This window comes from Actinospica robiniae DSM 44927 (assembly GCF_000504285.1).
Taxonomy (GTDB): Bacteria; Actinomycetota; Actinomycetes; order Streptomycetales; family Catenulisporaceae; genus Actinospica; species Actinospica robiniae.
Map to the genome: position 1 here is coordinate 6,530,686 of NZ_KI632511.1, position 20,723 is coordinate 6,551,408.

Here is a 20,723-nt window from a genome sequence, read left to right on the forward strand (position 1 = left end):
CGCGAAGAAAAGCGCGCGGAGTCCCTCGACGACGTCGAAGTCGAACCGGGCTGCGGCCCGGCCCGCCGCAGCCGCAGCCGAAGGAGAGCAACGGCGGCGCGACGATCGGCTCGCACAAGCCCGCGAGCCGCTGACCGACATATACAAGACATGTACAACCAGTCGGGGCTTCGAGTCGCGCAAAGCGTATATACATCGCACCCCGCCTGACCTAGCATCAGGTATATCGCCCCGGACCCCGGTGATGGCCCCACCCTTCCCGGCCATCCCGAGGCGATCATGGATACCAGCACGGGCACCGAAGACATCCTGGCCATCCGGCTGCTCTCAGCGGGTGCGGACTGCGCGGTGGTGGCACTGCAAGGCGAACTCGACATCGCGCAGTGCGAACACGTCATCCGCTTTTTCGAAACTCTGATCTACGGCGGCCGAAACTCGATCGCGCTCGATCTCAGCGCTCTCACCTTCTGTGATGCGTCCGGCCTCCGAGCCCTATGCCGGATCCGGCTGCTCGCGGCCGAGAACGGCGGCCAGCTGAGACTGGTCATGCCCTCACTCAAGTTGATCAGGCTCTTGGTCATCACCCGGCTCCATGCCGACTTCATCGTGCACGCGACGGTCGAACACACCCGGATGGCTCGTCGCGTCCCAGTGACCGGCCCGACGAAGACACGCTGCAGGCAGGAGGTCGACACGCCCAGAACTGGGCCGACCGTACCAGCCTGCTGTCGGTTCGCGCAGGTCTGCCGCACGGTCGAGGCCTTGTACGGCGAGGGGGGAGGCTGGAGAGCACTGGCGGCGCGGGCGGTCACCAACGACCCAGGCGAAGCGCTGCTGGCAAGCTTCCTCAAGCAATGGGCAGTGATCACCGGCATGTCCGACACGACACCGCATACCGAGGAAATATGTCAGGCATGCCACTCACGGCTTCCCGGTCGCTCGTGAGCTGCGACCTGCTCCTCTGCTTCGTCGGCCGGGCGTAGCAAACCCCATGGGGAGGGTGAGGGAGACGGGTACAACCGCACCGAAGGGAGCGGCGACTACCTCGGTGGCTCCCCGCGGCCCGGTCGCGGCGTGTGAGCACCCTGGTGATAATTGCCGTATGGAGATCACGCAGCGTTACCGCTGGTCATACGGCTCTGTGCCGCTCAACGACGACGAATGGCACGTGGTGGAGATGGAGGCGGAAGGCGGCGCGCGCCGGGCTTTGTGCGGCTTCCCAGTCGAGCTCGAGAAGCAGGGCGCGAGCTGGGGATCCGAGGGCACCTTCCCCCGGCACGACGAGTGCACGCATATTTACAACTCGGAGCACGCCGGCGAGCCACTGGCGATGCAGTCGGATTGAGTTCGCCCGTGTTCGCTCGCAGGATCCCGCTCGACACCCCGATCCGCCAACGCCGGTGCGTCGGCGGATCGGAGGTGCCCTATGCCCCCGTCTCGGCCTTTCGCCTCGGTCACTTCGATGGCGATGCCGAGCGCTTCGGCGATTTTGCCGCCAGCCGACATGACGCGCGCGGTGCCGACGATGGGGGCGATGGCGACCAGGACGTCCTGCAGCCGGCTCGCAGTCAGCTGGGCTTTGAGGCCGGGCTCGATGTGGGCGAGGCAGGAGACCGGGGCGCGTCCATGGCGGCGAGCGCGGCGATGCGGGTGAGGATGAGCATGTCCGGGGGCAGGCCGCAGCGCTCGATCGAGTTGACCGTCATGGCGGCGAGGGTGCCGAGGACAGGGGTGTCGGAGTTCGGGGTCACGCGGTCCTCCAGGCGAGGTCGGGGTCTTCGCGGACCCTTTCGAGGCCGTGAGGGGATCCGTGTAAGCAGATTCACGGCATCGAACATCGGCCCTTCGACGGGGGAGGCTCACACAGTCGTGCTGCATAAGTTCGGTTACGCACGGCCGCGCGGTGGCCAACTCCCCGTTGAGCGCGGCCTCGGGTTCGGTGGGCGCTGGCGGCGGGGACATCGACTGCGGCAGTCGGGATCCGACATATCCCAAGGGTTCTGTGATGTCGAGGTGCCCGTCTGGAATGACAGCCTCATCGCTGCCGAGGGACGGCCCGACCGCGTGGTGGACGGTATAGGCGAAACGAACCGGCACAAATAGGAGATCGCCGACGGGGCTGACGGCCCGCTCCCGTTTAGCGGTCGCCCTCGCGCTATCGATCAACCGCGTCGGGAATCCAGGGGCCACTTCAGCCACCTCCACCCCTCAAGCCCGAACAGCAACGTCGTATCCTTGGACAAGCCGCAGCCTCTCTCCTTCAGTCCCAGAAGCAACGGCAGGATCGCAGAGCACTGCGGCCCGATCTCCCGAGGCCGTCGGCTTCGTCGCGGGCGTGGCGGCCGGTCCAGAATCGGGCGGGCTCTTCGAAGTGCGGGCCGAGGATCTCGCATGGAAGGTGGGGCGGCCGGCGGCCCAGGCGACCGCTGCGCGCCCGTCTTCGATGAGCGGAACAAAGGGCAGCGTGATCAGCTGGCTGAACCGCACGATCGGATCGGTCAGAGTGGGGGTCGGCGTGCGCGGCTGGAGCATATCCTCTGAGCGGGTGACGTAGCTGGTGGACTCGAGGACGTCGAGCTGGTGGGTCATCGCTCCGCGCTCGCGGCCGAGCAGGCTGCCGATACTGCTGGCGGTGCCCTCGGTCTCGGCGCGACTGTGGAGCGTGAGCGCGGGATCGAGCACGGTGCGCTGGACCCAGGTGGGGAACTCCGCCTCGTTCTGGGGGGCGTCGGCGAGGGCGCGGTAGCCGGGCGCTCCGCCCAGGACGCTGTGCACAAGCGGTGATTCGGGATGGGTCAGGTGGGGGAGAAGCGCCCTTCGAGCTGCGCACCGGGTGTGGGCGGAAGATTCAGCGGGCGTAGAGCTGGGGCGGTCCGATCAGCAGCACGTGGTCGCGCTTGTCTTGTTGGAGTTCGGGGGTGAATCCGGCAGCGCTATAGCAGGTCAGGACGGTCTCGCGGGTGTCGTAGCCTTTGGCGGTGAGCAGGTCGCGGGCGCGCTCGAGGCGGTGGAGATGGCCGTGTCCGATGGTCTCGCCCCACTTGGCTTCGCCCAGGGACAGGATCCGCCGTGGCGCATCGGAATCCTGGGCTGCCAGGACGGCGACATCTATCTCGATTTGGGTGCGTGCGGCCGGATCGTTCACGGTGGCGGATCCCACTTCGGCGGGCAGGCCGCCGAACAGTTCGGCGTCGGCTTCGGCGGCGAAGTCGCGGCAGACGGATTCGAAGTGCGGCCCGGCTACCTGCTTGAGGAAGGTCGGTCTGGTCGCCTCCCAGACGGCCGGTGCCCGGTTGCGCTCCAGTTCCGCCCAGCGTCGCCGCATGATCGCCTCGTAGAAGGTGATCAACGGTTCGGCGATGCGGTAGTGGGCTTTGCCCGAGCGGAACAGGTCAGGCTGCTTGGAGATCAGCGCACAGTCCTCCAACACGTTGAGCGGGTGTGCGATCTGGTCGGATCTGCGGCCGATGAAACTCGCGATGCCGCCGTTGGTGGTATTGCCCGAGGCGATCGCGGCCAGTACCGAGTGGTAGAGCGCGGGGTCCCGGATATCGGGCTCTTCCGCCAGCAGATACCTCGCTTCGCGAAACAGCGGGCTCTGCCGGTTCAGTACGGTGCGCACGACCCATGCGTCGAAATCGGCGAGGCCGTCCGGGGCGTCCGAGCCGGTGAACTCCTCCCGGTACGCGGGGGTGCCCCCGACGACCATGTGCACGAGCAGCGCGAGTCTCGGATCGGTCAGTCCCCAGAACTCGGCGGCGTCCCGGTAGGAGAAGGGCTGGACAACCAGTTCGAGTCCGGCCCGGCCGCGCAGCGGCGCCTGGCCGGCCAGTAGCCCGCCCATCACCGACATCGCCGAACCGCACAGCAGTAGCCGCGCGGAGCTGCCCCGCCCGCTGCCGCCGGGGCCGAGTTCGCGTTGAATGATCGAGGGCAGTGACGGCGAGGCGCGAGCGAGGAAGGGGAACTCGTCGATGACGACGGGGGTCGGCTTCCCGGTGAACTGACGGAACAGGAACGCTATCGCGTCGTTCCAGTCTCGGAACGGATACTCGACGGGCGCCCGGGCGTGTCGAACCAGCGCGTCGGCGAACATCCTCAAGGACTCGGCTTCGGTGGCCTCGGTGGCGGCGAAGTACAGTCCACCGGCGGCCTCCGCCGCGGCTTGAAGCAGAAAGCTCTTGCCCTGACGGCGGCGTCCGCTGATCACTCCCAGCGTGGCGTTCGGCCCGGTGCGCTCGATGAACGAGGATAGCCCCTGCCATTCCTGGTCTCGATCGAAGATGTGGGTCGGCTTGAGCACGGCGCCTCCAGCAGCATGGCTTGAGCATGTATCACTGAAGTATAGTGCACTGAAGTACGGTTCAGTGCACTTACCGTAGGTCTTGGCATACCCGCGGTAGCGGCAGTGAGAGGCGGCTTGGCCGTTGACGATCTCGCTCATGGCGCCCTCGACTCGGCGCGGGAGCCGTAGGTGCGCAGCCACTGCGGATCTTTCTTGCTGTGCCGCACGAGCTGCGCGGTAGCTGCAGTTTGCCACGCATAAGTTCGTACGCACGGCAGCGCATAAGCCCATCGGGCGGCTCGAACGATCAGCGGCCGGCTGCCGTCTCCTCGCGGTGTCAGCCACCGTACAAGTGGTTCAGCCCGATCAGGAGCACGTCATCGCGTGCCGCCGCGGCCGCGTGGAGGTTGCGGTCGAAGCCGTGGAGGGAGAAGAGTGCGAGTTTCGTGTCGCGCACGTCGTGTCCTTGCTCGCCGATCAGGGTCCGGATGCGGTCCAGTCGGTCGAGGTCGGCGGGTCCTCTCGGGCTGAGGGTGGCCTTGGCCTCGCCGAGCAGAGTGATGCGGGCGTGGGGGCTGCGTGGTCGTTCGCCCGGCGCGAGCGCGAGGACGTCTACCTCGTGCTTGGTGCGCGTCTTGGCGTCGGAGATCTCGGCGGAGCCGACCGGGCCGATCTCGAGGCCGTCGGTTTCGTCGCGGGCGTAGCGGCGGGTCCAGACCCGGGTGAGTTCCTCGAAGTGGGGGCCGAGGATCTTCGCGTGGAAGGTGGGGCGGCCGGCGGACCAGGCGTCGGCCGCGCGCCCGTCCTCGATGAGCGGGGCGTAGGGCAGGGTGATCAGCTGGTTGAACCGCACGATGGGGTCGGTCAGGGTGAGGGTGGGTTTGCGGGGCCGGAGTATGTCCTCGGAGCGGGTGACGTAGCCGGTGGATTCGAGGACGTCGAGGGGGTGGGTCATCGCGCCGCGCTCGCGCCCGATCAAGCTGCCGATGCTGCTGGCGGTGCTGGCGCCGGAGGCCATGGCGCCGAGGATGTCGTAGTAGAGCGAGCGATGGGTGATCCTCGGGTCTTCGCGCAGCAGATACTCGGCCTCCGCGCGGCTGTAGAGCGCGAGGGTGGGATCGAGCACGGTGCGCTGGACCCAGCCGGGGAATTCCGCCTCGCTCTGGGGAACCGGGGCGTCGGCGAGGGCGCGGTAGCCGGGGGCTCCGCCCAGAACGCTGTGGACGAGCAGCGCTGTGTGCGGGTCCTCGATCTGCCACATCCGGCGGGCGTCGCGGTAGTCGAACGCGGCCAGGCGCAGGTCGAGGACCGCGCGGCCACGCAGCGGCTTGGTACCGGAGAGCAGCTCGCTCATCACACTCATCGCCGATCCGCACAGGATCAGCCGACCCCCGGGCGCGTCGGGCTGGCCGGTCGTCCTATTTCTTGACAGGGGCGATGTTGCCTTCGGCGTGAAGGTTCTCGCGCATGCCCCACGTACCGAGTGGGGTGAGTTCGATGGTCAGACCCGGTAGCTCGAGCATCTGCCAAGGTTCGGTGCCCTGTTCGACCAGCCGCTGGGCCGTGGCGCGGGTCTGTTCATCCAGCGCGGCCGGCATCGAGGTGTCCCAAGTGGCGCTGACCGCGCCGTGGCGCATCGCCGCGTGCAACCTGGCCCGGACACTGGTACTGATGAGCAGCCCGAGCAGCTTGTCGTCGTCGGCTCCTTCGAACTGCGAGTCGGCGAGCGTCTCGGAGATCAGATCGTCCCAGGCCAGTGGACGGGCGGCGATGTAGAGCGCTTCGAGTGTCCATGCGCTGATCGGTTCGAGCTCTTCGATGATCGGGTCGAGCTTCGCCAGGTGGCGGTCCCGGACGGGAGTGCGGTCGGGCCGCATGGCGCAGTCGAAGGCCTCGAGCCAGTACGACAGGATGTCGGCCGGGGAGGCTCCGCCGGAGAGCACGGCGGTCAACTCGCCGAGCCGCTCGCCTGCCGTGAGCTTGCCGTATCGGATCTCGACGCACTCCATGGCGTACGCGACCGGCAGTACCTCGGTTCCCAGCACCAGCTCCGAGCTGGGAGTTACGCAATGCTCTGTGATGAACTCGGCTGCGGTGGTCAGGTCCCGGTCGAGCAGTTCGCCCTTCTTGGTCACCGCGCGCCCCGGTCGCGCCCACTCGGCCAGCGCCGCCATGCGATGCAGGGTGAGGCTGCGGGCGGCGTGCACGGCGAGTTCGGTCTCAGGGCGCAGACGCACAGCCCGATAGGTCTGGGGCTGCGGAACCTGCAGTTGCGTAGGCAACTGTGCCGGGGCGAGCGTGTCTCGCTGGTCACGGCGTAGCGCGGCAACAATGCCGTCGCGGACGACGAAATAAGCGTCACGCAGTTCCGGTTGCCTGGTGAGAAGGGCCGCGAGCACGGTGTGGCGGTGCTGCTCGTCGGTCTCGTTGAACGCGGCGAACCAGTTCTGGGCGCCGGATTCGTCGCCGAGGGCGACACCGTCGGCCAGCATCGCCGTGTACAGGGTTTTGGCCATGCCCCACCGGGAGCGGTCGGCCATCGCGGGCGCCATCTTGTCCGCGGCCCGCGCGAGTTCCTTGAGCAGTGCCGGGATCTTCGTGCTGGCCGGGTGCAGCCTGCCGGTCTCGTCCAGGAAGCGCAGGAACGCCTCGAGCGCCTCGGCGCCGTGCTCGGCCAGAGTACCGGGGTCAGTCAACCGTTCCGGCGCTATGACGAGCAGCAGCGCGTGGACGTCGCCGCTGCGCCAGTAGGTCGGCTCTCGCGAGGTGCTGTAGTTTCTTCGCCCCGTCAGCAGGAACTGCGCGGGCTCGGCCAGTTCGCTGAGTCCCTTGTCCGAAAGCCAGACCTCGAAGCGGTCAAGAAGCTGCCGGGTTCGGTCGCGTCGCACTCTGTAACGGTATCAGGGCCGTCACGACGTGACAGGGTGATTCCAAGCAACGCCGGCTGCCCGCCGACCGGAGAAGGTCGGCGGACGGCAGCGGGCCGACGGCCACGGTCAGCCTTGCGGATGGGCTCTGCGCCAGGCGCCCCAGAGCTCTGGACGGATCGGGCCGTTCTCGGGCTGAGGCAGGCCGACCGTGTACGCCCATCTGCGCACCTTGGCTTCTTGAGCCGAATAGGCAACAGGGGCGCGACGAAGCGCACGGTTCCCAGCGCGGCCTTCGCCTTCTACGCGAGCGATGGCGGACGGCTCGTTCACCGCCCACTGGCGAGCGGCGGATAGGAATCGGTAGACCCACTCCTGTGCGAGGCCGCGGGTGGCGAGGAAGAGGATCGGCATACTCGGGTAGCGGATCTGCAACCGCGCGAGCTGGTCCGCGATCCGCGCTTCGCGTAGATATTCGAGGGCGAACAGCCGGCTGTAGTCCTCCTCGACGACCACGGCAGCGCGAGGTAGCACGGCGAGCTCGGCAAGCGCGTACTCCAGCCGCCGGTCGGCGAGAGAGCCGGCCAGGTCCGGCATCGACTTGCGCTCCACCGCCGCCACCAGTCGGCCGTCGTGCACGACGCCGTAGTCACCGCAGGCCAGCTTGTGCCGAACCGGGCGCACCGGCTGGTAGGCGAAGTCGTATCCGTCCTTCTCACGGGTGTCCACGATGATCTCGAGGTCCGTCATCCCGGCCGCGCTGCTGGCGGGCACGACCGTACGCTCCGGGTAGTGGCCGCGGGCCCGCGGGCTCTGCCAGAAGACCATCTCGCGGCCGCGGCAGGTGGTGAACACGAGTTGGGAGCGATTCTTCGTGGCCCGGTCCAGCACCAAGTCGATACTTGCTCCACGCCTCTCGCACGAGAGCACCCCACAACGGTCCACCAGCTCTGGAGACTTCGGCCAGCACCGCCGCGGTAGCGCACTGCAGTAAAGGCTGCGGGTCCTGGGCCAGAGTCCGGACGTGGCGAAGAGCAACCCTCCGTTCACGGGAACCAGAAGCAGGAACGGCAGGCTCGAGCTGGTGTTCGGGTTCACCGCCACCAGTATTTCCCGGCCCACCGTCGAGTCCACGTCGACACCCTAGGTGTGCCTCCCGACACTCTCCGATATGGGGATGAGGGGCACGCCAACATTGGGTTCTACATGGCAGCGTGTCGGGCATGGTTGCTTGGTGGACGACGGCGTGGACGGGCCGGATGCGGCGGGGTGGGCTCATTCGGGCGGTGCCGGCGAGCGGTGGAGGGCCACGCGAGGCGGCAATTGAAGATGGCGCCGTCGGCGGCCCTCTCGGCTCCCGGCGGGGCGAACAAGCCGGGCCGTCTCTCCCCGGCTGGCATGAGCCCTGCCCTGCTCCACGTGGATGACATGTCGGGATGCCTTCCGGACCACCGGCACGATGCATGTGACGCTTTACCGGCGGCTGCCATACGCATCCGCCTTGACCGATCAGGCGGTGAGCGCCTGCTGTGCCGCTCTAGCTGAGTGATGTGCTGGTGAAAGCATTCCGGACCGCTGATGCGCCGTCAGCGGATCAATCCTGGATCAGCTCCAGCATGGTTCAAGCCGCAACGGTGACGTTCGGAATCCGTGCGAGCGGCGTTCGAGCGTGCGCCGCGGAACAGGGCGGAATGAAATGGAATGGCGGGGATGATTGGCGGCGTGAGACTTGGACATACGGCTACCAAACGGATAGCCTAGCAGTAGGTGGCGGGTTAAACGGGTGTATCTCAGGACTCTTAATCAGCGGGTTCGGGGTTCAAGTCCCTGACGGCGCACAGTAACCGTACGGCCAGGTCGTGACCCACGACCTGGCCGTTTCGCATCCACCCGTCGACCCCGCCGCGCCGTCCAATGACCCGCCCTCACCCTCCCGGGCGACCCGGTGCGAGCGGAGTGCAGTGGATGCCGATCTTCGTGCCCTAAATCGCACCATCGAACCCTGAGGTGCCGGGATCCGCCGGTCCGTGCCCGGGCGCCCCTATGTGTGCCGCTTCATTACAGATGATCACGAACTGAAATCGGCTGTCCGGACCTCTTGGCGACGCGTGGTAGCCCGTGCCCTCAATCGGGGCCGAGTGGTGCGTCATCTCCTGGCCTGGCCTGGCCGGTTAGCCGCAGGTCGAACACGCAAGATGGCAGTATTCACTTCATGCGCTCCTGGGATGACCTGACCACCGCCGAACAGACGTTGATGCGTCGTGCCATATCCGGTTACCAGCTCGCCGGAATGGTCCAGAACTACGGCGCCGCGCTGCGCTGGTCCGGCGCCGAACACGCCCCCCTGCTGCGCAGCTTTACCCAGGACGAGCAGCGCTCGCTGGTGCCGCAACTCGCCGCCGTAGCGCTGGATCTTGCCACACACGGCCTGCTCGGCATCCACGAAGTCCACGGCCCCAGGCCTACGGGCTCCGACCGGCTTCTGACCGGCCAGGAGCTTCAAGAGGTCCTGGCCGAACCAGCCAACTGGCTCTGGACGTCCAGCCCGACCCGGCGCTTCAAACTCACCGCCCCACAGTCCGTGCGCGAGCATTGGTTCGACGACGCCCATCCCACCGCGGACACCAGCGACTTGCCCACGTGGACTGAACTGACCATCGCCCAACGCAAAGTCCTTGTCTGCGCGGCCGAGGCAAGTGGCATGCTCACCGGAGCGTTTGGCATCTGGGACGATCCGCCGGCCGGCCTCGACCCAGCCGAGCGCCTGACATGGGTCGACCGGCAACTCGCTGCGCTGATCCCCTTCGTGCGCAAGGGATGGATCGAGGTCTACCACTACCCTGACGCAGACAGTGACGCCTTAACTGTGATCCCGCTGGAAAACCTGAGCGCCTCGATGACCGACCCCGCTATCCGCCACGAGGGCGATAGCGACGACATGTTCGTCGGTGTCAGCTGCACCTTCACCTACACCGGGCTAGCCGTCTGGCGAAGCGGCTGGAGCAGCGCTTGGGCTGCACGCCTGAAGTTCGACTAACCCCGGTCTTTCACGAGAGGCGTGAGTTCGTGGTCTGATTCTGCTGGGCGCTGGCCGACTGGTGGGCCCGGCCGGAGGGTGTGCCGGGGTGCCGACGCGGCGGCCGGGTTCTTCCTGGTTCCTTCGGGTCGCGGTCTGCGAGGTCGTTGTGGCGGGCTCAGCAGGTGTGGGGCCGGGGCAGGGCGGCGAGGCGTTCGAAGGCCTGCGCCAGTTGTTTCGCCCAGGGCCAGTGCTCGGCGATCCGTAGCCGGGTGCGTCTGGCGGATCTGGTGATGCGCGCTGCGACGTGCAGCAGCCGGTAGCGGATCTTCTTCGGCTCGGCGAGCGCGAGATCGCCCTCGAGCAGCAGCATCCTCATCCAGCAGGTCAGGTCGATCCCGGTCAGGGCGAGTTCGAGCCAGGCCTGGTTGATCGCGTATTCGCGGGACGGGAAGCGGCCGAACCCGCTGTCCTTGGCCGTGCGGATACGGTCTTCGACTCGGGCGTGTGCCCGGTGGCGTGCCTCGATCCAGGTCAAAGGCCCGTCGCCGAGCGGGGTGTCGGTGGCGATCACCTGGTGGCGCAGTCCCTCGATGGCGTCGAACAGGCTCAACTGCGCGCCGGGGTGCGGGCGCTCGCGCCGCACGAGGAACCGGGTGCCTTCGGGCAGGTTCGTGCCGTGGCCGTAGAGCAGCCCGGTCAGTTCGGCGACCTCGGCGCCGTCGCGCACCTGCCCGTCGGCCTCGAGTGCCGGGTACCACGCGGTGGCCGGCAGCTTCGCGATCGCCCGGCGGACCGGCTCGTCGATCGGCGCGCCGACCGAGAAGCGCACGTCCACGCCGCCGGCGCGCAGAGACCTGATGTGGGTGAGGAACGCCTGTGCGCATCCGGCGGTGTCCGTCCGCACCAGGATCGGGGTGCCATGCCGATGTGTATCCGGGATCTGCGCGAGGGCGAGATCGAGCACTTCGATGTGATCGGCCGCCGTGTTCGACCCGGCACGCCCGGGACGCAGGATGCCCGCGAGGGCCGCGCCGCTGTTGTCCAGAAAGCACAGCAGCGGGTGGTAGCCGAAGCTCCTCTTCCAGGTCGGGGTCGCGTTCTGCTTCTCGGAGTGGCAGATGACGATCGAGGCGTCGATATCGAGCACCAGCCCGGGTATGACCCGTCCGGCGGCTTCGGCCGGCGGCAGGTCGCCGCGCGTCTCGGCGCGCTGCGCCCACGCGAGCTCGCGCGCCGCCGCCCGGGCGCCGCGCAGCCGGGCGATCACCGCGGCGTCGATCGATTTCAGGACCCGCCAGGCCGTCGGGTCGGATGCCACCGGGCCGAACAGTTCCGCCTGTTCGCGCAGCACGGCGAGGTCGCTGATCGCCTCGCCGCCGTCCGCCGGCATCACCGCGAGATCCACCGCCACCCGCCCCGGCGCGTGCCCCCCGGCCCGCCGCCGCAGCGGGGCGAGCGCGTCGAGGAACCCGGCCTCCAGGCCCGTGACCTCGGCCACGTCCGCCAACAGCCGAGACCCGGCATGCCCGACCACACCCCGCCCATCGGACGAGACGACAAGACGCGGACGCGACGTAGCAGCCTTCACTTCGAAGGTGCTCCTTGCATTGGAACATGTGACCCTAGACAAGTCACATCTTCCCAGTTCAGGGGGCACTTTTGCATATCAGGACCACGATCCGGACGACGCTAATGAAGCGTCGAGGCTGACAGCCGAGCCGGTGCGACACGGCCCAAGGCGCATTCACCCAAGACTTTCTCCAGCTGCCTAGAGTGAGCCCCCTCACGCACTCGGGATCGTGTTGCCCCGACTGATCCACATCGCGCTGCGCGCCTGCGACCGCAACCACGCCCAGCATGCCGAGACCGACGAGATGGGGGCGTGGCTCGTGGCCGCCAGGGTAATCGACCGGGACGAGGCCGAACTGATCGGACGGCACCGGATCGAGCAGGTGACGCTACGCCAGCTGTGCTCCGAGCGGGGCTGGTATCCGATGCAGGGGAGCCGCAACCGGGCAAGTAGTGACGGGACTCGGACCGAGGGGTGCCATGGGCGCAGCCGTGCTGGCTCTTCGTCGGAATGTCTGCATCAACCGTCTGCGCTCGGAGATCCCGAGCCCGCAGGCGTCGGGATTCCCACCGGCGATCCCGCTGTGCTCGTCGGCGCAGGTGAGGCGATCAGCGGCTGCATGACGCCGGCGAGGCCCGGTGACATGCTCGGCGCGGGAGAGGCGTAACAGGTCTTCACCGAGAAGCCCAGCGTCCCTCCGTCAGTGTCGAACAGAATACTGAACGGCCCGACATTCACATACGCGCCGTCTTCCTGGTCTTGGTACACGGGTGTCCCGTAGCCCAGATGCGCGACGGCCGCGCCGACCGTCCGCAGTTCGGCCAGCGCATCCTTCGCGCTGATGGAACCGGGGGCAACGTAGTCGAGCGAGATGGCGCCATGCATTGCGTCTGTCTCGTCGCAGGACCCCTCCGCGTAGATGAACTGCGTGGTCGGCTTCTGATTTATGGCGAGGAGGATCTGGTTGATGTAGATCTCGCTCAGTTGAAATGCCTGTTCCCGCGTGGGCAGCGATCCAGTCCCTCCCGAGCCGGGAGGGTTCGCGCTGGCGCAGCCTGCGACGGTCCCCAAGCTGGCCATCACCGTGGCCACACAGCCTGCCATGAGCCGATGCCGCCTCGTGCGGCGAGTTGTTGAGCGCATCGTGTCGTCCGCTCGCGGGGTCGGGGCCTTGATTCCGGGCATGCTCAGGGCTGCGGGTCGGGGGTGCGCGGCGAGGTCGACGGGATCTGCGACGGCGCGCTCGGCAATGGGTTCGTGCGGGGCTGGGGCGGCAGGGCTGGGTGGACGAGTGTCACCTTGTTCTGCTGCCCCGAAATGATGTACGCGATGTTCGTCAGCGATGAGCCGCCGTCGGTGCCGTTTACGTTGTCGTCCTTGTCGTCGAAGTAGTCGCCGTGCTGCCACATGGGAGGGCCTCCCCCGGTGGAGTCCACGGTGAACTGGTTCGCGCCGAACGAAGGGTCCGTGGGGGCCGTGCCGAACCATCCACTGCCGGCGACGGGGTTGGCAGGCGCGCGTCCGGTCCAGACGTGTGAGGCGGGTATACCGAGCTGGCTCGCGTTGCTCGCTTCGACTCCCGGGCTGCCCACGAGCACGATGTTGTTGACCGGCAGGTGCGAGTGCTCGGCGGTGAGCCCAACTACGAGAGACCCGTAGCTGTGGCCGAGCAGGGTGAGGTGCCGATGTGGGGATTGACGACGCGGAGACTGTCGACGTAGGCGGTCAGGTTCGAGACCGCAGCTTGGGCGTCGCCCTCACCGAGGACCGCGGGGCTGAGGTTCATCGAGGCGCGATCGATTTCTCCGGTCGCCAGATCCGCTATGAGCTGGATCAGGCCGGCCGGCTCAGCAGACGAACCAATGGGGCGGGCCAGGTCGTCGCCTTCGATCGCGACCCGGTAGGTCGCGTCATCGCGCGGCACACGGACGAGGGTGCGACCACCTTCCAATTCGACGCCGCCGGTCGGCGACTGCGCCGGACCACCGCCTCCGGTGCGCTCAGCGAATGGGCATACGACCAGGCTGGAAGGGCCACGGCGCTCGAAACGCCCAGCGGCCGATCAGCTTTCACTACGACGCGCTCGGACGCGAAACCGGGCGGGTCATCGGTGCCACCGCGATCTCGCAGTCCTGGAACGAGGCGGGTCGCCTCACCGCACAAGCCCTCTGGCACATAGCCGAGGGCCAGCACCGACTATCAGCTCTCCACGTCGCGCACCTACCACTACGCCGTCGACGGCGCGCTGGAAGGCATCGACGATCAACAGTTCGGCCGGCAGCGCTACGAGCTCGACACCGCCCGCCGGGTCATCGCCGTGCACGCCTCGACCTGGAGCGAGCGCTACGCCTACAACGGGCTCGGCGACCTGGCATCCGCGGCGCACACAGCCTCGCGCGCCTCGCAGGAGAGCGACGCGGTAGTGCCAGACTACGAATATGCCGGCGGCCGTATCCGCCAGGCCGGGCGCACGACGTACGAGTACGACGGGCAAGGACGTCGTACCAAGGTCCGACGCCGAACGCTATCCGGCCAGGTGCGCGAATGGACCTACCGGTAGGACCCCGACGACCGGCTCACCCGGCTTACCGAACCAGGCGGCGCGATCTGGAGCTACGACTACGATCCGCTCGGTCGGCGGATCACTAAGCGGCAACTGGCCGCAACCGGCCAGGCCGCTCAGACCACCCGCTTCACCTGGGACGGAACCCGGCTGGCCGAGCAGGCCCGCGTCGAGGCCGACGGCACCCGCACCATCCTGACATGGGATTACGAGCCGGGCACGCATCGCGCGGCGACCCAACTGCAGCGCCGCTTGCAGCCCGCGGAGACCGAGGCCGGGACCGGCAGCGCGGGCGAGACGACGTTTCTCGCCCATTGTCGCCGACCTCCTCGGCACGCCCACCGAACTGCTCGCGTCCGACGGGACGATCGTCTGGCGGGCGAGCCTCACGCTCTGGGGCGAGCAGCGCGAGCGGGCCCCGGAGCCCGACGCGTGTCCGCTGCGCTTCCCGGGTCAATATCACGATACTGAGACAGGCTGGCACTACAACTACTTCCGGCACTATGACCCGCAGACCGCGCAGTACACCGGCCCCGACCCGCTCGGCCTCGAACCCGCGCCGAATCCCTACGCGTACGTCGGCAACCCGCTCATCGGCAGCGACCCGCTCGGTCTTGCCGAAAGTGCTTCGCTCGGCGGAAGCACGAACCCGTATCCCGACCGTGAGTCCGCCTATCCGGCGGCCCGGCAGCTCGCCGGCGTGCCCGAGGGGAAGGCTCCCGACCTCACCTGGCAGGTCGGTGGAGACGTGACGAAGCGTGGATCGAACGGATACTTCTGGTCGCCCGATCAAACGCATTGGGGCAACTTCGAGTAATACGAGATACCCGGAGTCGGATCGAGAGTCGTCGTCGAACACACCGACGACCCCGCCGGCTCGCACTTCCACGCCGGACAGCCCAAGAGCGACCCCAGCCGTATCGGGGTCGACTTCGGATGGGGCAGCGCCCGATCGACCGACGCCGGCTTCGAGCGGCATGGGAAGATCTACCGACCGGGCACCGACGACCACCATCTGTTCTACGAGGGAGGAAAGATGCCGGTGCGCAGCGAGGGATATGGCGGTGAATAGTCCCCCCGACCGGAATTCGGCACGCGCACGCCTCGAACGGTCTGGATTGGAGGTTCTCGGCGAGGCCGACTCGGCCGCCTCGTCGACAGCGGCCGCGCATGGCGGCTGGTCGCCGGCCTGGAGGCCACGGTACGCGTACCCATCCGAGGCGGAGACCTGGCACAACGGGTGGACGCGGCCTGGCTGGAGCAGGCGCGCGCCCACGGCGTCATCGGAGCCGACGGCACCTTCCTGATCGCCACCGGCTACGAGAAGCCCTGGCTCGAAGTCCGCCGGAGCGAGCACACCAGACTCGCGGCGAACCTCACCTCCGAGGCGAACCCGCACCCCGGCGAGGCGGAGTTCGTCACGCTTGCGCAGGACGGAAGCGTGCTGTGCGGTGTGACCACCGAGGAATACGATGTCTGGGTCATCGTGGACTCAGAGCACATCCACGAACCCGACCCCTCGCGCGCCCCGATCGACCCGGCCTCGGTGGATACCACCGGCATGCACCCGTTGAAGATCTTTAAGCTGTTCGGGCCGCACCGCATGCACCCTCCCTTCGAGGACGGCTGGGTCCTGCTCGGCTTCCATGCCACCGCTCGATACCTTGGTCAGATCCACCAACTTCCCGCATCGTTCGATGACGCGCAGGCGCGACGCTGGTCCGGTGATGCGCAACCAGTGCATGGCACGCCCATTCCGCTCTGTGCGGATCAGGCCGTCGCACTCGCTTCCGACTACGGCCTGCCGGTCCATGCCGCGGAGATCGCCTACTACCTCGAATACCAAACAGCCGCCTGCAAAGCCGACCAGAACTCGAAACGGCTGGCCCCTCTGTAGGGACGCCGGGTGGTGCCTGCCGCCAAACCCGAGGCCGACCGCGCGCCAGGCAGGGGAAGCGGTCGGGTGCGCGGATGAGTTGAGTACAGGGCTCTTCGTCTGGTCGAGGGCACGTAACCGACCCGGTGTGCTGCGCTCACGGCATCTCGGCCAGGAGAGCGTCGCGAGCAACGCTCGATGAGCCCAGATCATGCCCGGACCGGCTGCGCTGCGGCGTTCGAGCAGCGCGAGGTCTGGGTGTCGCGGCGACGCTGTTGTTCGTGTTCTGGGCTCTCGGAGACGTCATCCTCGGCGTGCTCTGGCTCATCACGCGTCGTCGTACCCGTACATGCCCGGTATGCGGAAACGGCGTCAAACGCGGAGTGACCCGGTGCCTCCACTGCGGATTCGACTTCGCCCGACAATTCGAGGGGCAGACCCCCGGCCCGCATACGTCTCAGCAGCAGGGGTGGGGCCAAAGCACTGGTCAAGGGCAGCCGCCCGCGTCGCAGAGAATGCCGGACTGGCGCCAGCGTCCGTAAACGCGGTCCGCATCAGCAGCCCGGAGATTCGCCCGGTCGCTGCGTAGAAGTGCGGATCGGTCCACGAGCCCAGTGGTCACGACGTCATGCGAGGCCTGATGGTCCGAGCGCGGCACATCCTTTCGCTTCGATGCCGTGAAGCGTCCGGGCGGACGGCGTCGGCACCGGCCTGCGCGAGCACCGTGGATCAGGTGGTGGGCCACGGCTTCGGGAGCTTCGTAGAACGTTTGCGAGCGGTGCGGAGCGTCCGCGCGGACACCGGGTCCTTAGAGTCTGGGGGCCGGCGGCACCGGTGGTGGCAGTCGGCGGGCGAGGACCAGGGTTTGCGCGGTGGTGCGGGCGCCGAGCCGGCAACGCAGTGCGGCCAGCCGGCGGTCTGCGGTACGGCGGCTCATGTGGAGTGCCGCCGCCGCAAGGCCGAGGCCGATGCCCGCGGCGAGCAGGTCCACCAGACGCTGCTCATCCGGGCTGAGGCCTGGTGTGGTGGGAGTGTCGGGCAGCCGGTGGTCGATCCGGCCCAGTCGGCGAAGATCGTCGCAGAACTCATCGAGCAGCGCCGGCGGGGCGACACCGTGCACGACCAAGCCGGCGCCCGCGACCGCGGCGAGCATCGCGGCGACGGCGTCGTCTCGGTCGGTCAGTACGCCGGTCGATACTCGACCGGCCGCCGCGCCGCGCCAGCCCTGCTGGATCGGCCAGCCGGCCGCGACGACTTGCGTGACCGCGGCGGTGAAGTCGGCTCGCGGGCCTTCGACCACTATCAGTGGCACCGTAGCCGGAGCTGTGGACGAACGTCCGCCGTCCAACAGACGTAGGGCCCCCCTCGCATCTGTCACCCCTTCACCTCCAGCCGTCGTTTGCGGCTCTGTGCGCCTCGACCGGTTGTCTGCCGGGTGGCCCACCTTGCTGTCCAGCGTGTTCCTCGTCGCGTCGCGCGTCCGGAGCCTGCTCTTGTCCCGGCTTCCCCTCCGCATTCTGCCGAGCGTGCAGCCGTGCGTACAGGCCGCCGCGCGCCAGCAGTTGCGCGTGTGTTCCGGACTCGGCGAGTGCGCCGCCGTCGAGCACGAAGATCCTGTCCGCGTGCCGGATGGTGGAGAGCCGATGCGCGATGGCGAGCGTCGTGCGCGCGCCGGCGCCCTCGGCGAGCGTGCGTTGCACCAGCTCCTCCGAGATGGAGTCGAGCGACGAGGTGGCTTCGTCCAATATGAGCACCCGCGGCCGCCGGACCAGTGCGCGGGCGATCGCCAGCCGCTGGCGTTCGCCGCCGGACATGCGGTGCCCGCGGGCGCCGACCACGGTGGCGTAGCCGTCCGGAAGCGCGGCGATCCGGTCGTGCAGGCCGACGGCGCGGGTCGCGGCGACCAGTTCGGCATCCGAGGCGCCAGGCCGGGCGTAGCGCAGGTTCTCCTCGATCGTCGCGTGCAGCAGGTACGTCTCCTGACTCACGAGGCAGACCGCACGGCGCAGGTCGAGCTGTCGCAATGTACGCAGATCTTTGCCGTCGAGCCGGACCGCCCCGGAGTTCGGGTCGTAGAGGCGTGCCGCGAGGGCGGCCAGGGTGCTCTTGCCCGCGCCGCTCGGCCCGACGATGGCGGTGAACGATCCCGGCTCCACCTCCAGCGAGAGCTCGCTCAGATGCCGGGCCGATTCGGAGCCGGCCCCGGCCGTGTACCGGAAGCAGACCTCGTGGAAGCTCAGCCCGCCGCGCACCTGTTGCGGGGCCAGGGCCGCGGCGTCGGGGCGGTCCTGCACCTGCGGAACCAGGTCCAGGTAATCGAAGATCCGGCGAAAGGCGACCATGGCGGACTGCGCCGCGGCGCCGGTGGCCATCAGTTGGCTGAGCGGGAAGAAGACGCGCGCCTGAAGGCTGGTCGCGGCGATCAGGGTGCCTGCGGTGAGCACGGCTCCGTCGCCGTGCGCCAGCAGCACCCCGGCGACCAGGTACACCGCAACCGGCAGAATCGACAGACAGGTCTGCACGATCCCGGCGAAGCTCTGCGCGCCGACGGCCTGGCGCGCCTGCAGCAGTCCGAGCGCGAGGCTGCGTTCCCGGTAGCGGGCCAGTTCGGCGTCCTGCCGGCCGAACAGCTTCGCCAGTTGCGCGCCGGAGAGCGAAAGGGTGTCCTGGGCGTGCGAGGACAGATCGGACTGCGCTTGCGCGATCTCCTCGGTCAGCATCCGCCGCCGGCGTCCGACCAGCCGGCTGACGGCCACGCAGCCGGGCACGGTCACGATGCTGACCAGCGCCAAGGGCCAGCACAGCAGCAGCAGTCCGGCCAGCGTGGACGCGACGAGGGCGAGGTTGCCGAGCGCGTCCGCGGCGCTGCGGCCGATCACGTCGCGCACCGCGTCGACATCGGAGGCCAGACGGGTCTGGATGTCCCCGTTGCGCCGGTCGGCGAAGAAGGAGACCGCTTGAGCCTGCAGGTGCGCGTAGAGATCGGACCGCAGCCGCTGCGCCACCTGGAGTCCGGTGCGATTGGCCAGCACGCTCTCGCTGACACTCAACGCACCGGAGGCCAGCGTGACCAGGGTGATCAGCGCCGCGTCGGCCAGCATCCGGGCTTGGTGCACGCCGCCGGCGCCGAACAGGCCGTGGTCGAACAGGTCTCGCACCAGGAGCGGGACGAGCGTGCCGAGACCGCCTGAGACGACGATCACCGCCGCGGTGCCCAGGATGGCCCGGCGATGCGGGCGCAGCAGACGCAGCGCGCGGCGGGCGGAACGGTCCGCAGGCGCGCCGGAAGGCTGCACATCGCAGGCTTGTGCCGCGGCGCCTGCCGCCGGGCCGGTCGTCGTTGTCACAGTGGTCGTCGTCGCACTGGTCGTGTTCGCCATCCGTGACGCACGGGTCGAAGGCATCACGGCACCCCCTCAGCTGTATCGGTTCCGGTTCGTGCATGTCGCCCCGTCTTCTCGCGTCCCCGCTACGGCCGGGGCGCCCCCGCTGCCGGGCCCCGGACGAGAGCCGCCTCGGCAAGGAAGTCGGCCATCATCGCGGTGAGTGGCAGTCCGCACATGCCCTCGATGAACAGGAACTGGCCCTGCGGGTTGACCTCCAGGAAGACGTAGCCTGTGGCGGTCAGCTTGAGGTCGAACACGCCCATGCTCAGTTCGAGAGCGTCCAGCAGCCGGCGCATCGCGGCGAGCGTCTCCGCGGGTAGCGTGTGCGCGGTCGCCGGGATGCCCAGGTTCGGCCGCCAGTCCAGGTCGCCGGACTCCAGCAGGGCTGCAGCGTCGTGCTCGCCGAACACGTGCGCCCGGATGTGGCGGCTGCCCGGGATGAGTTCCTGATAGATCGCGGGCGAGAGCCGCAGCGACGCGTCGTTCGCCAACAGCTCGGGCGTCACCTTCGCGGTGATCATCGGCGCCATCCCGGTGCCGCGCACCGGTTTGATGATCACTCGGCCGTCCAGCCCGGCGCAGAACGCGCGGATCGTCGATGGATCGTTGGACACCAGTGTGCGCGGTACGGCGAGTCCAGCGCCCGCGGCGGCCTGCAGTTGCCTGACCTTGTTCTCCGCTGTCCGCGACGCCTCGGGCCGGTCCACCCACGTGCCGGTGAAACGCGCCTGCATCGTGCCGAGCAGGGCGTCGCGACTGTCGTTGCGGATCAGGTCGAGGTGGGCCGCCTCGGTGACGCCCGGATAGTCGGCCTTCTTCGGGCAGTTGAGCCGCCGGAACCAGACCGCGGCCAGGTCGGCCACCGGGACCGACTCACCGTCACAGTCCGGGACCGACGCGGCCGGCGCGAAGCCGGCCGGTCCGTCGAGCTCGGGTGACCCGCCGCCGGCCCAGATCATCCCGGTACCCCGGTTGAGCCGGTCCGCCTCGACGATACGGCAGGCGATGCCGTGCCGCCGGGCCAGATCGCGGCGTACCGCGTACGCGTGGAGATCGTGCTCGTGGGTGATGACCGCGACCTGGGTCGCCCTGGACGTGCTGCTCATGAACGCGACCTCCTTCATCTCAGTGACCTGTCTTTCGCCGATCACCGACCC

18 protein-coding genes and 1 pseudogene are annotated in these 20,723 nt (G+C 68.4%); 6 read left to right on the forward strand and 13 right to left on the reverse strand.

The genetic code is table 11. The features are described from left to right. The first annotated feature begins 279 nt into the window (after nt 1-279). Entirely contained in the window at nt 280-945 is a 666-nt protein-coding gene (locus tag ACTRO_RS44005; protein ID WP_051451499.1) for an STAS domain-containing protein, read from the forward strand. A gap of 157 nt (nt 946-1,102) precedes the next feature. Continuing rightward, a complete protein-coding gene (locus tag ACTRO_RS27965; RefSeq protein WP_034267792.1) occupies nt 1,103-1,345 on the forward strand; it encodes a hypothetical protein in 243 nt (80 codons plus the stop codon). Between the two features lie 98 nt (nt 1,346-1,443). On the opposite strand, the pseudogene ACTRO_RS51110 reads toward ACTRO_RS27965, so the two are convergent. From ACTRO_RS51110 to ACTRO_RS27995, 6 genes and pseudogenes are all read right to left on the reverse strand, one after another. Then, nucleotides 1,444-1,751: pseudogene (locus ACTRO_RS51110) on the reverse strand (carboxymuconolactone decarboxylase); the annotation flags it as partial. Between the two features lie 457 nt (nt 1,752-2,208). Then, nucleotides 2,209-2,775 (reverse strand): ATP-binding protein, encoded by a 567-nt coding sequence (locus tag ACTRO_RS27975; protein WP_051451500.1) that lies wholly within the window; start codon nt 2,773-2,775, stop codon nt 2,209-2,211. A gap of 73 nt (nt 2,776-2,848) precedes the next feature. Then, nucleotides 2,849-4,444: an AAA family ATPase gene (locus ACTRO_RS27980; protein WP_211244432.1), complete on the reverse strand. Its 1,596-nt coding sequence runs from the start codon at nt 4,442-4,444 to the stop codon at nt 2,849-2,851. A 178-nt stretch (nt 4,445-4,622) separates the two neighbouring features. Then, the gene (locus tag ACTRO_RS27985) at nt 4,623-5,648 is read right to left on the reverse strand and encodes an AAA family ATPase (RefSeq protein WP_157436492.1); all 1,026 of its coding nucleotides are present in this window, start codon (nt 5,646-5,648) and stop codon (nt 4,623-4,625) included. Between the two features lie 55 nt (nt 5,649-5,703). Continuing rightward, entirely contained in the window at nt 5,704-7,173 is a 1,470-nt protein-coding gene (locus ACTRO_RS27990) for a hypothetical protein (RefSeq protein ID WP_034267799.1), read from the reverse strand. A 108-nt stretch (nt 7,174-7,281) separates the two neighbouring features. Further along, nucleotides 7,282-8,043, reverse strand: a complete 762-nt coding sequence (locus ACTRO_RS27995; protein ID WP_245594698.1) for an ERCC4 domain-containing protein — start codon at nt 8,041-8,043, stop codon at nt 7,282-7,284. Between the two features lie 1,321 nt (nt 8,044-9,364). Between ACTRO_RS27995 and ACTRO_RS28000 the strand changes: the two genes are divergently transcribed. Continuing rightward, nucleotides 9,365-10,189 carry a hypothetical protein gene (locus ACTRO_RS28000; RefSeq protein ID WP_034267801.1) on the forward strand — a complete coding sequence of 275 codons (825 nt, stop codon included), beginning with the start codon at nt 9,365-9,367 and terminating at the stop codon, nt 10,187-10,189. A 157-nt stretch (nt 10,190-10,346) separates the two neighbouring features. Here the strand turns inward: ACTRO_RS28000 and ACTRO_RS28005 are convergent, their stop codons facing one another. The 4 genes from ACTRO_RS28005 to ACTRO_RS49905 all read right to left on the reverse strand — a co-directional run bounded on the left by ACTRO_RS28005 (nt 10,347) and on the right by ACTRO_RS49905 (nt 13,665). After that, complete coding sequence (locus tag ACTRO_RS28005) at nt 10,347-11,759, reverse strand: IS1380 family transposase (protein ID WP_034267804.1); 1,413 nt, start codon at nt 11,757-11,759, stop codon at nt 10,347-10,349. 501 nt (nt 11,760-12,260) lie between these two features. Beyond that, complete coding sequence (locus ACTRO_RS28010; protein WP_034267807.1) at nt 12,261-12,833, reverse strand: hypothetical protein; 573 nt, start codon at nt 12,831-12,833, stop codon at nt 12,261-12,263. A gap of 95 nt (nt 12,834-12,928) precedes the next feature. Further along, nucleotides 12,929-13,414 carry an alpha/beta hydrolase gene (locus tag ACTRO_RS28015; RefSeq protein ID WP_245594699.1) on the reverse strand — a complete coding sequence of 162 codons (486 nt, stop codon included), beginning with the start codon at nt 13,412-13,414 and terminating at the stop codon, nt 12,929-12,931. Beyond that, nucleotides 13,384-13,665, reverse strand: coding sequence for a hypothetical protein (locus ACTRO_RS49905; RefSeq protein WP_051451502.1), 282 nt, complete (start codon nt 13,663-13,665; stop codon nt 13,384-13,386). The genes ACTRO_RS28015 and ACTRO_RS49905 overlap by 31 nt, the downstream gene beginning before the upstream one ends. A 393-nt stretch (nt 13,666-14,058) precedes the next feature. On the opposite strand from ACTRO_RS49905, the gene ACTRO_RS44015 reads away from it, so the two are divergent. The 3 genes from ACTRO_RS44015 to ACTRO_RS28025 all read left to right on the forward strand — a co-directional run bounded on the left by ACTRO_RS44015 (nt 14,059) and on the right by ACTRO_RS28025 (nt 16,201). Further along, complete coding sequence (locus tag ACTRO_RS44015) at nt 14,059-14,301, forward strand: hypothetical protein (protein WP_051451503.1); 243 nt, start codon at nt 14,059-14,061, stop codon at nt 14,299-14,301. 316 nt (nt 14,302-14,617) lie between these two features. Next, nucleotides 14,618-15,121, forward strand: a complete 504-nt coding sequence (locus tag ACTRO_RS51495; protein WP_425394888.1) for an RHS repeat-associated core domain-containing protein — start codon at nt 14,618-14,620, stop codon at nt 15,119-15,121. Between the two features lie 423 nt (nt 15,122-15,544). Then, complete coding sequence (locus tag ACTRO_RS28025) at nt 15,545-16,201, forward strand: hypothetical protein (RefSeq protein WP_034267810.1); 657 nt, start codon at nt 15,545-15,547, stop codon at nt 16,199-16,201. 787 nt (nt 16,202-16,988) lie between these two features. On the opposite strand, the gene ACTRO_RS44020 is transcribed toward ACTRO_RS28025, so the two are convergent. The 3 genes from ACTRO_RS44020 to ACTRO_RS28040 form a co-directional block, all read right to left on the reverse strand. Beyond that, a complete protein-coding gene (locus tag ACTRO_RS44020) occupies nt 16,989-17,480 on the reverse strand; it encodes a helix-turn-helix transcriptional regulator (RefSeq protein WP_051451504.1) in 492 nt (163 codons plus the stop codon). A gap of 82 nt (nt 17,481-17,562) precedes the next feature. Beyond that, a complete protein-coding gene (locus ACTRO_RS28035; RefSeq protein WP_084316573.1) occupies nt 17,563-19,584 on the reverse strand; it encodes an ABC transporter ATP-binding protein in 2,022 nt (673 codons plus the stop codon). 65 nt (nt 19,585-19,649) lie between these two features. Next, complete coding sequence (locus tag ACTRO_RS28040) at nt 19,650-20,672, reverse strand: hypothetical protein (RefSeq protein WP_157436494.1); 1,023 nt, start codon at nt 20,670-20,672, stop codon at nt 19,650-19,652. Nucleotides 20,673-20,723: the final 51 nt, after the last annotated feature.

Coding starts and splice junctions, on each gene's coding strand:
- ACTRO_RS44005 (WP_051451499.1), top strand. CDS start 280: ATGGATACCAGCACGGGCACCGAAGACATCCTGGCCATCCGGCTGCTC.
- ACTRO_RS27965 (WP_034267792.1), top strand. CDS start 1,103: ATGGAGATCACGCAGCGTTACCGCTGGTCATACGGCTCTGTGCCGCTC.
- ACTRO_RS27980 (WP_211244432.1), bottom strand. CDS start 4,444: ATGAGCGAGATCGTCAACGGCCAAGCCGCCTCTCACTGCCGCTACCGC.
- ACTRO_RS27985 (WP_157436492.1), bottom strand. CDS start 5,648: ATGAGTGTGATGAGCGAGCTGCTCTCCGGTACCAAGCCGCTGCGTGGC.
- ACTRO_RS28000 (WP_034267801.1), top strand. CDS start 9,365: ATGCGCTCCTGGGATGACCTGACCACCGCCGAACAGACGTTGATGCGT.
- ACTRO_RS28035 (WP_084316573.1), bottom strand. CDS start 19,584: ATGCCTTCGACCCGTGCGTCACGGATGGCGAACACGACCAGTGCGACG.
- ACTRO_RS28040 (WP_157436494.1), bottom strand. CDS start 20,672: ATGAGCAGCACGTCCAGGGCGACCCAGGTCGCGGTCATCACCCACGAG.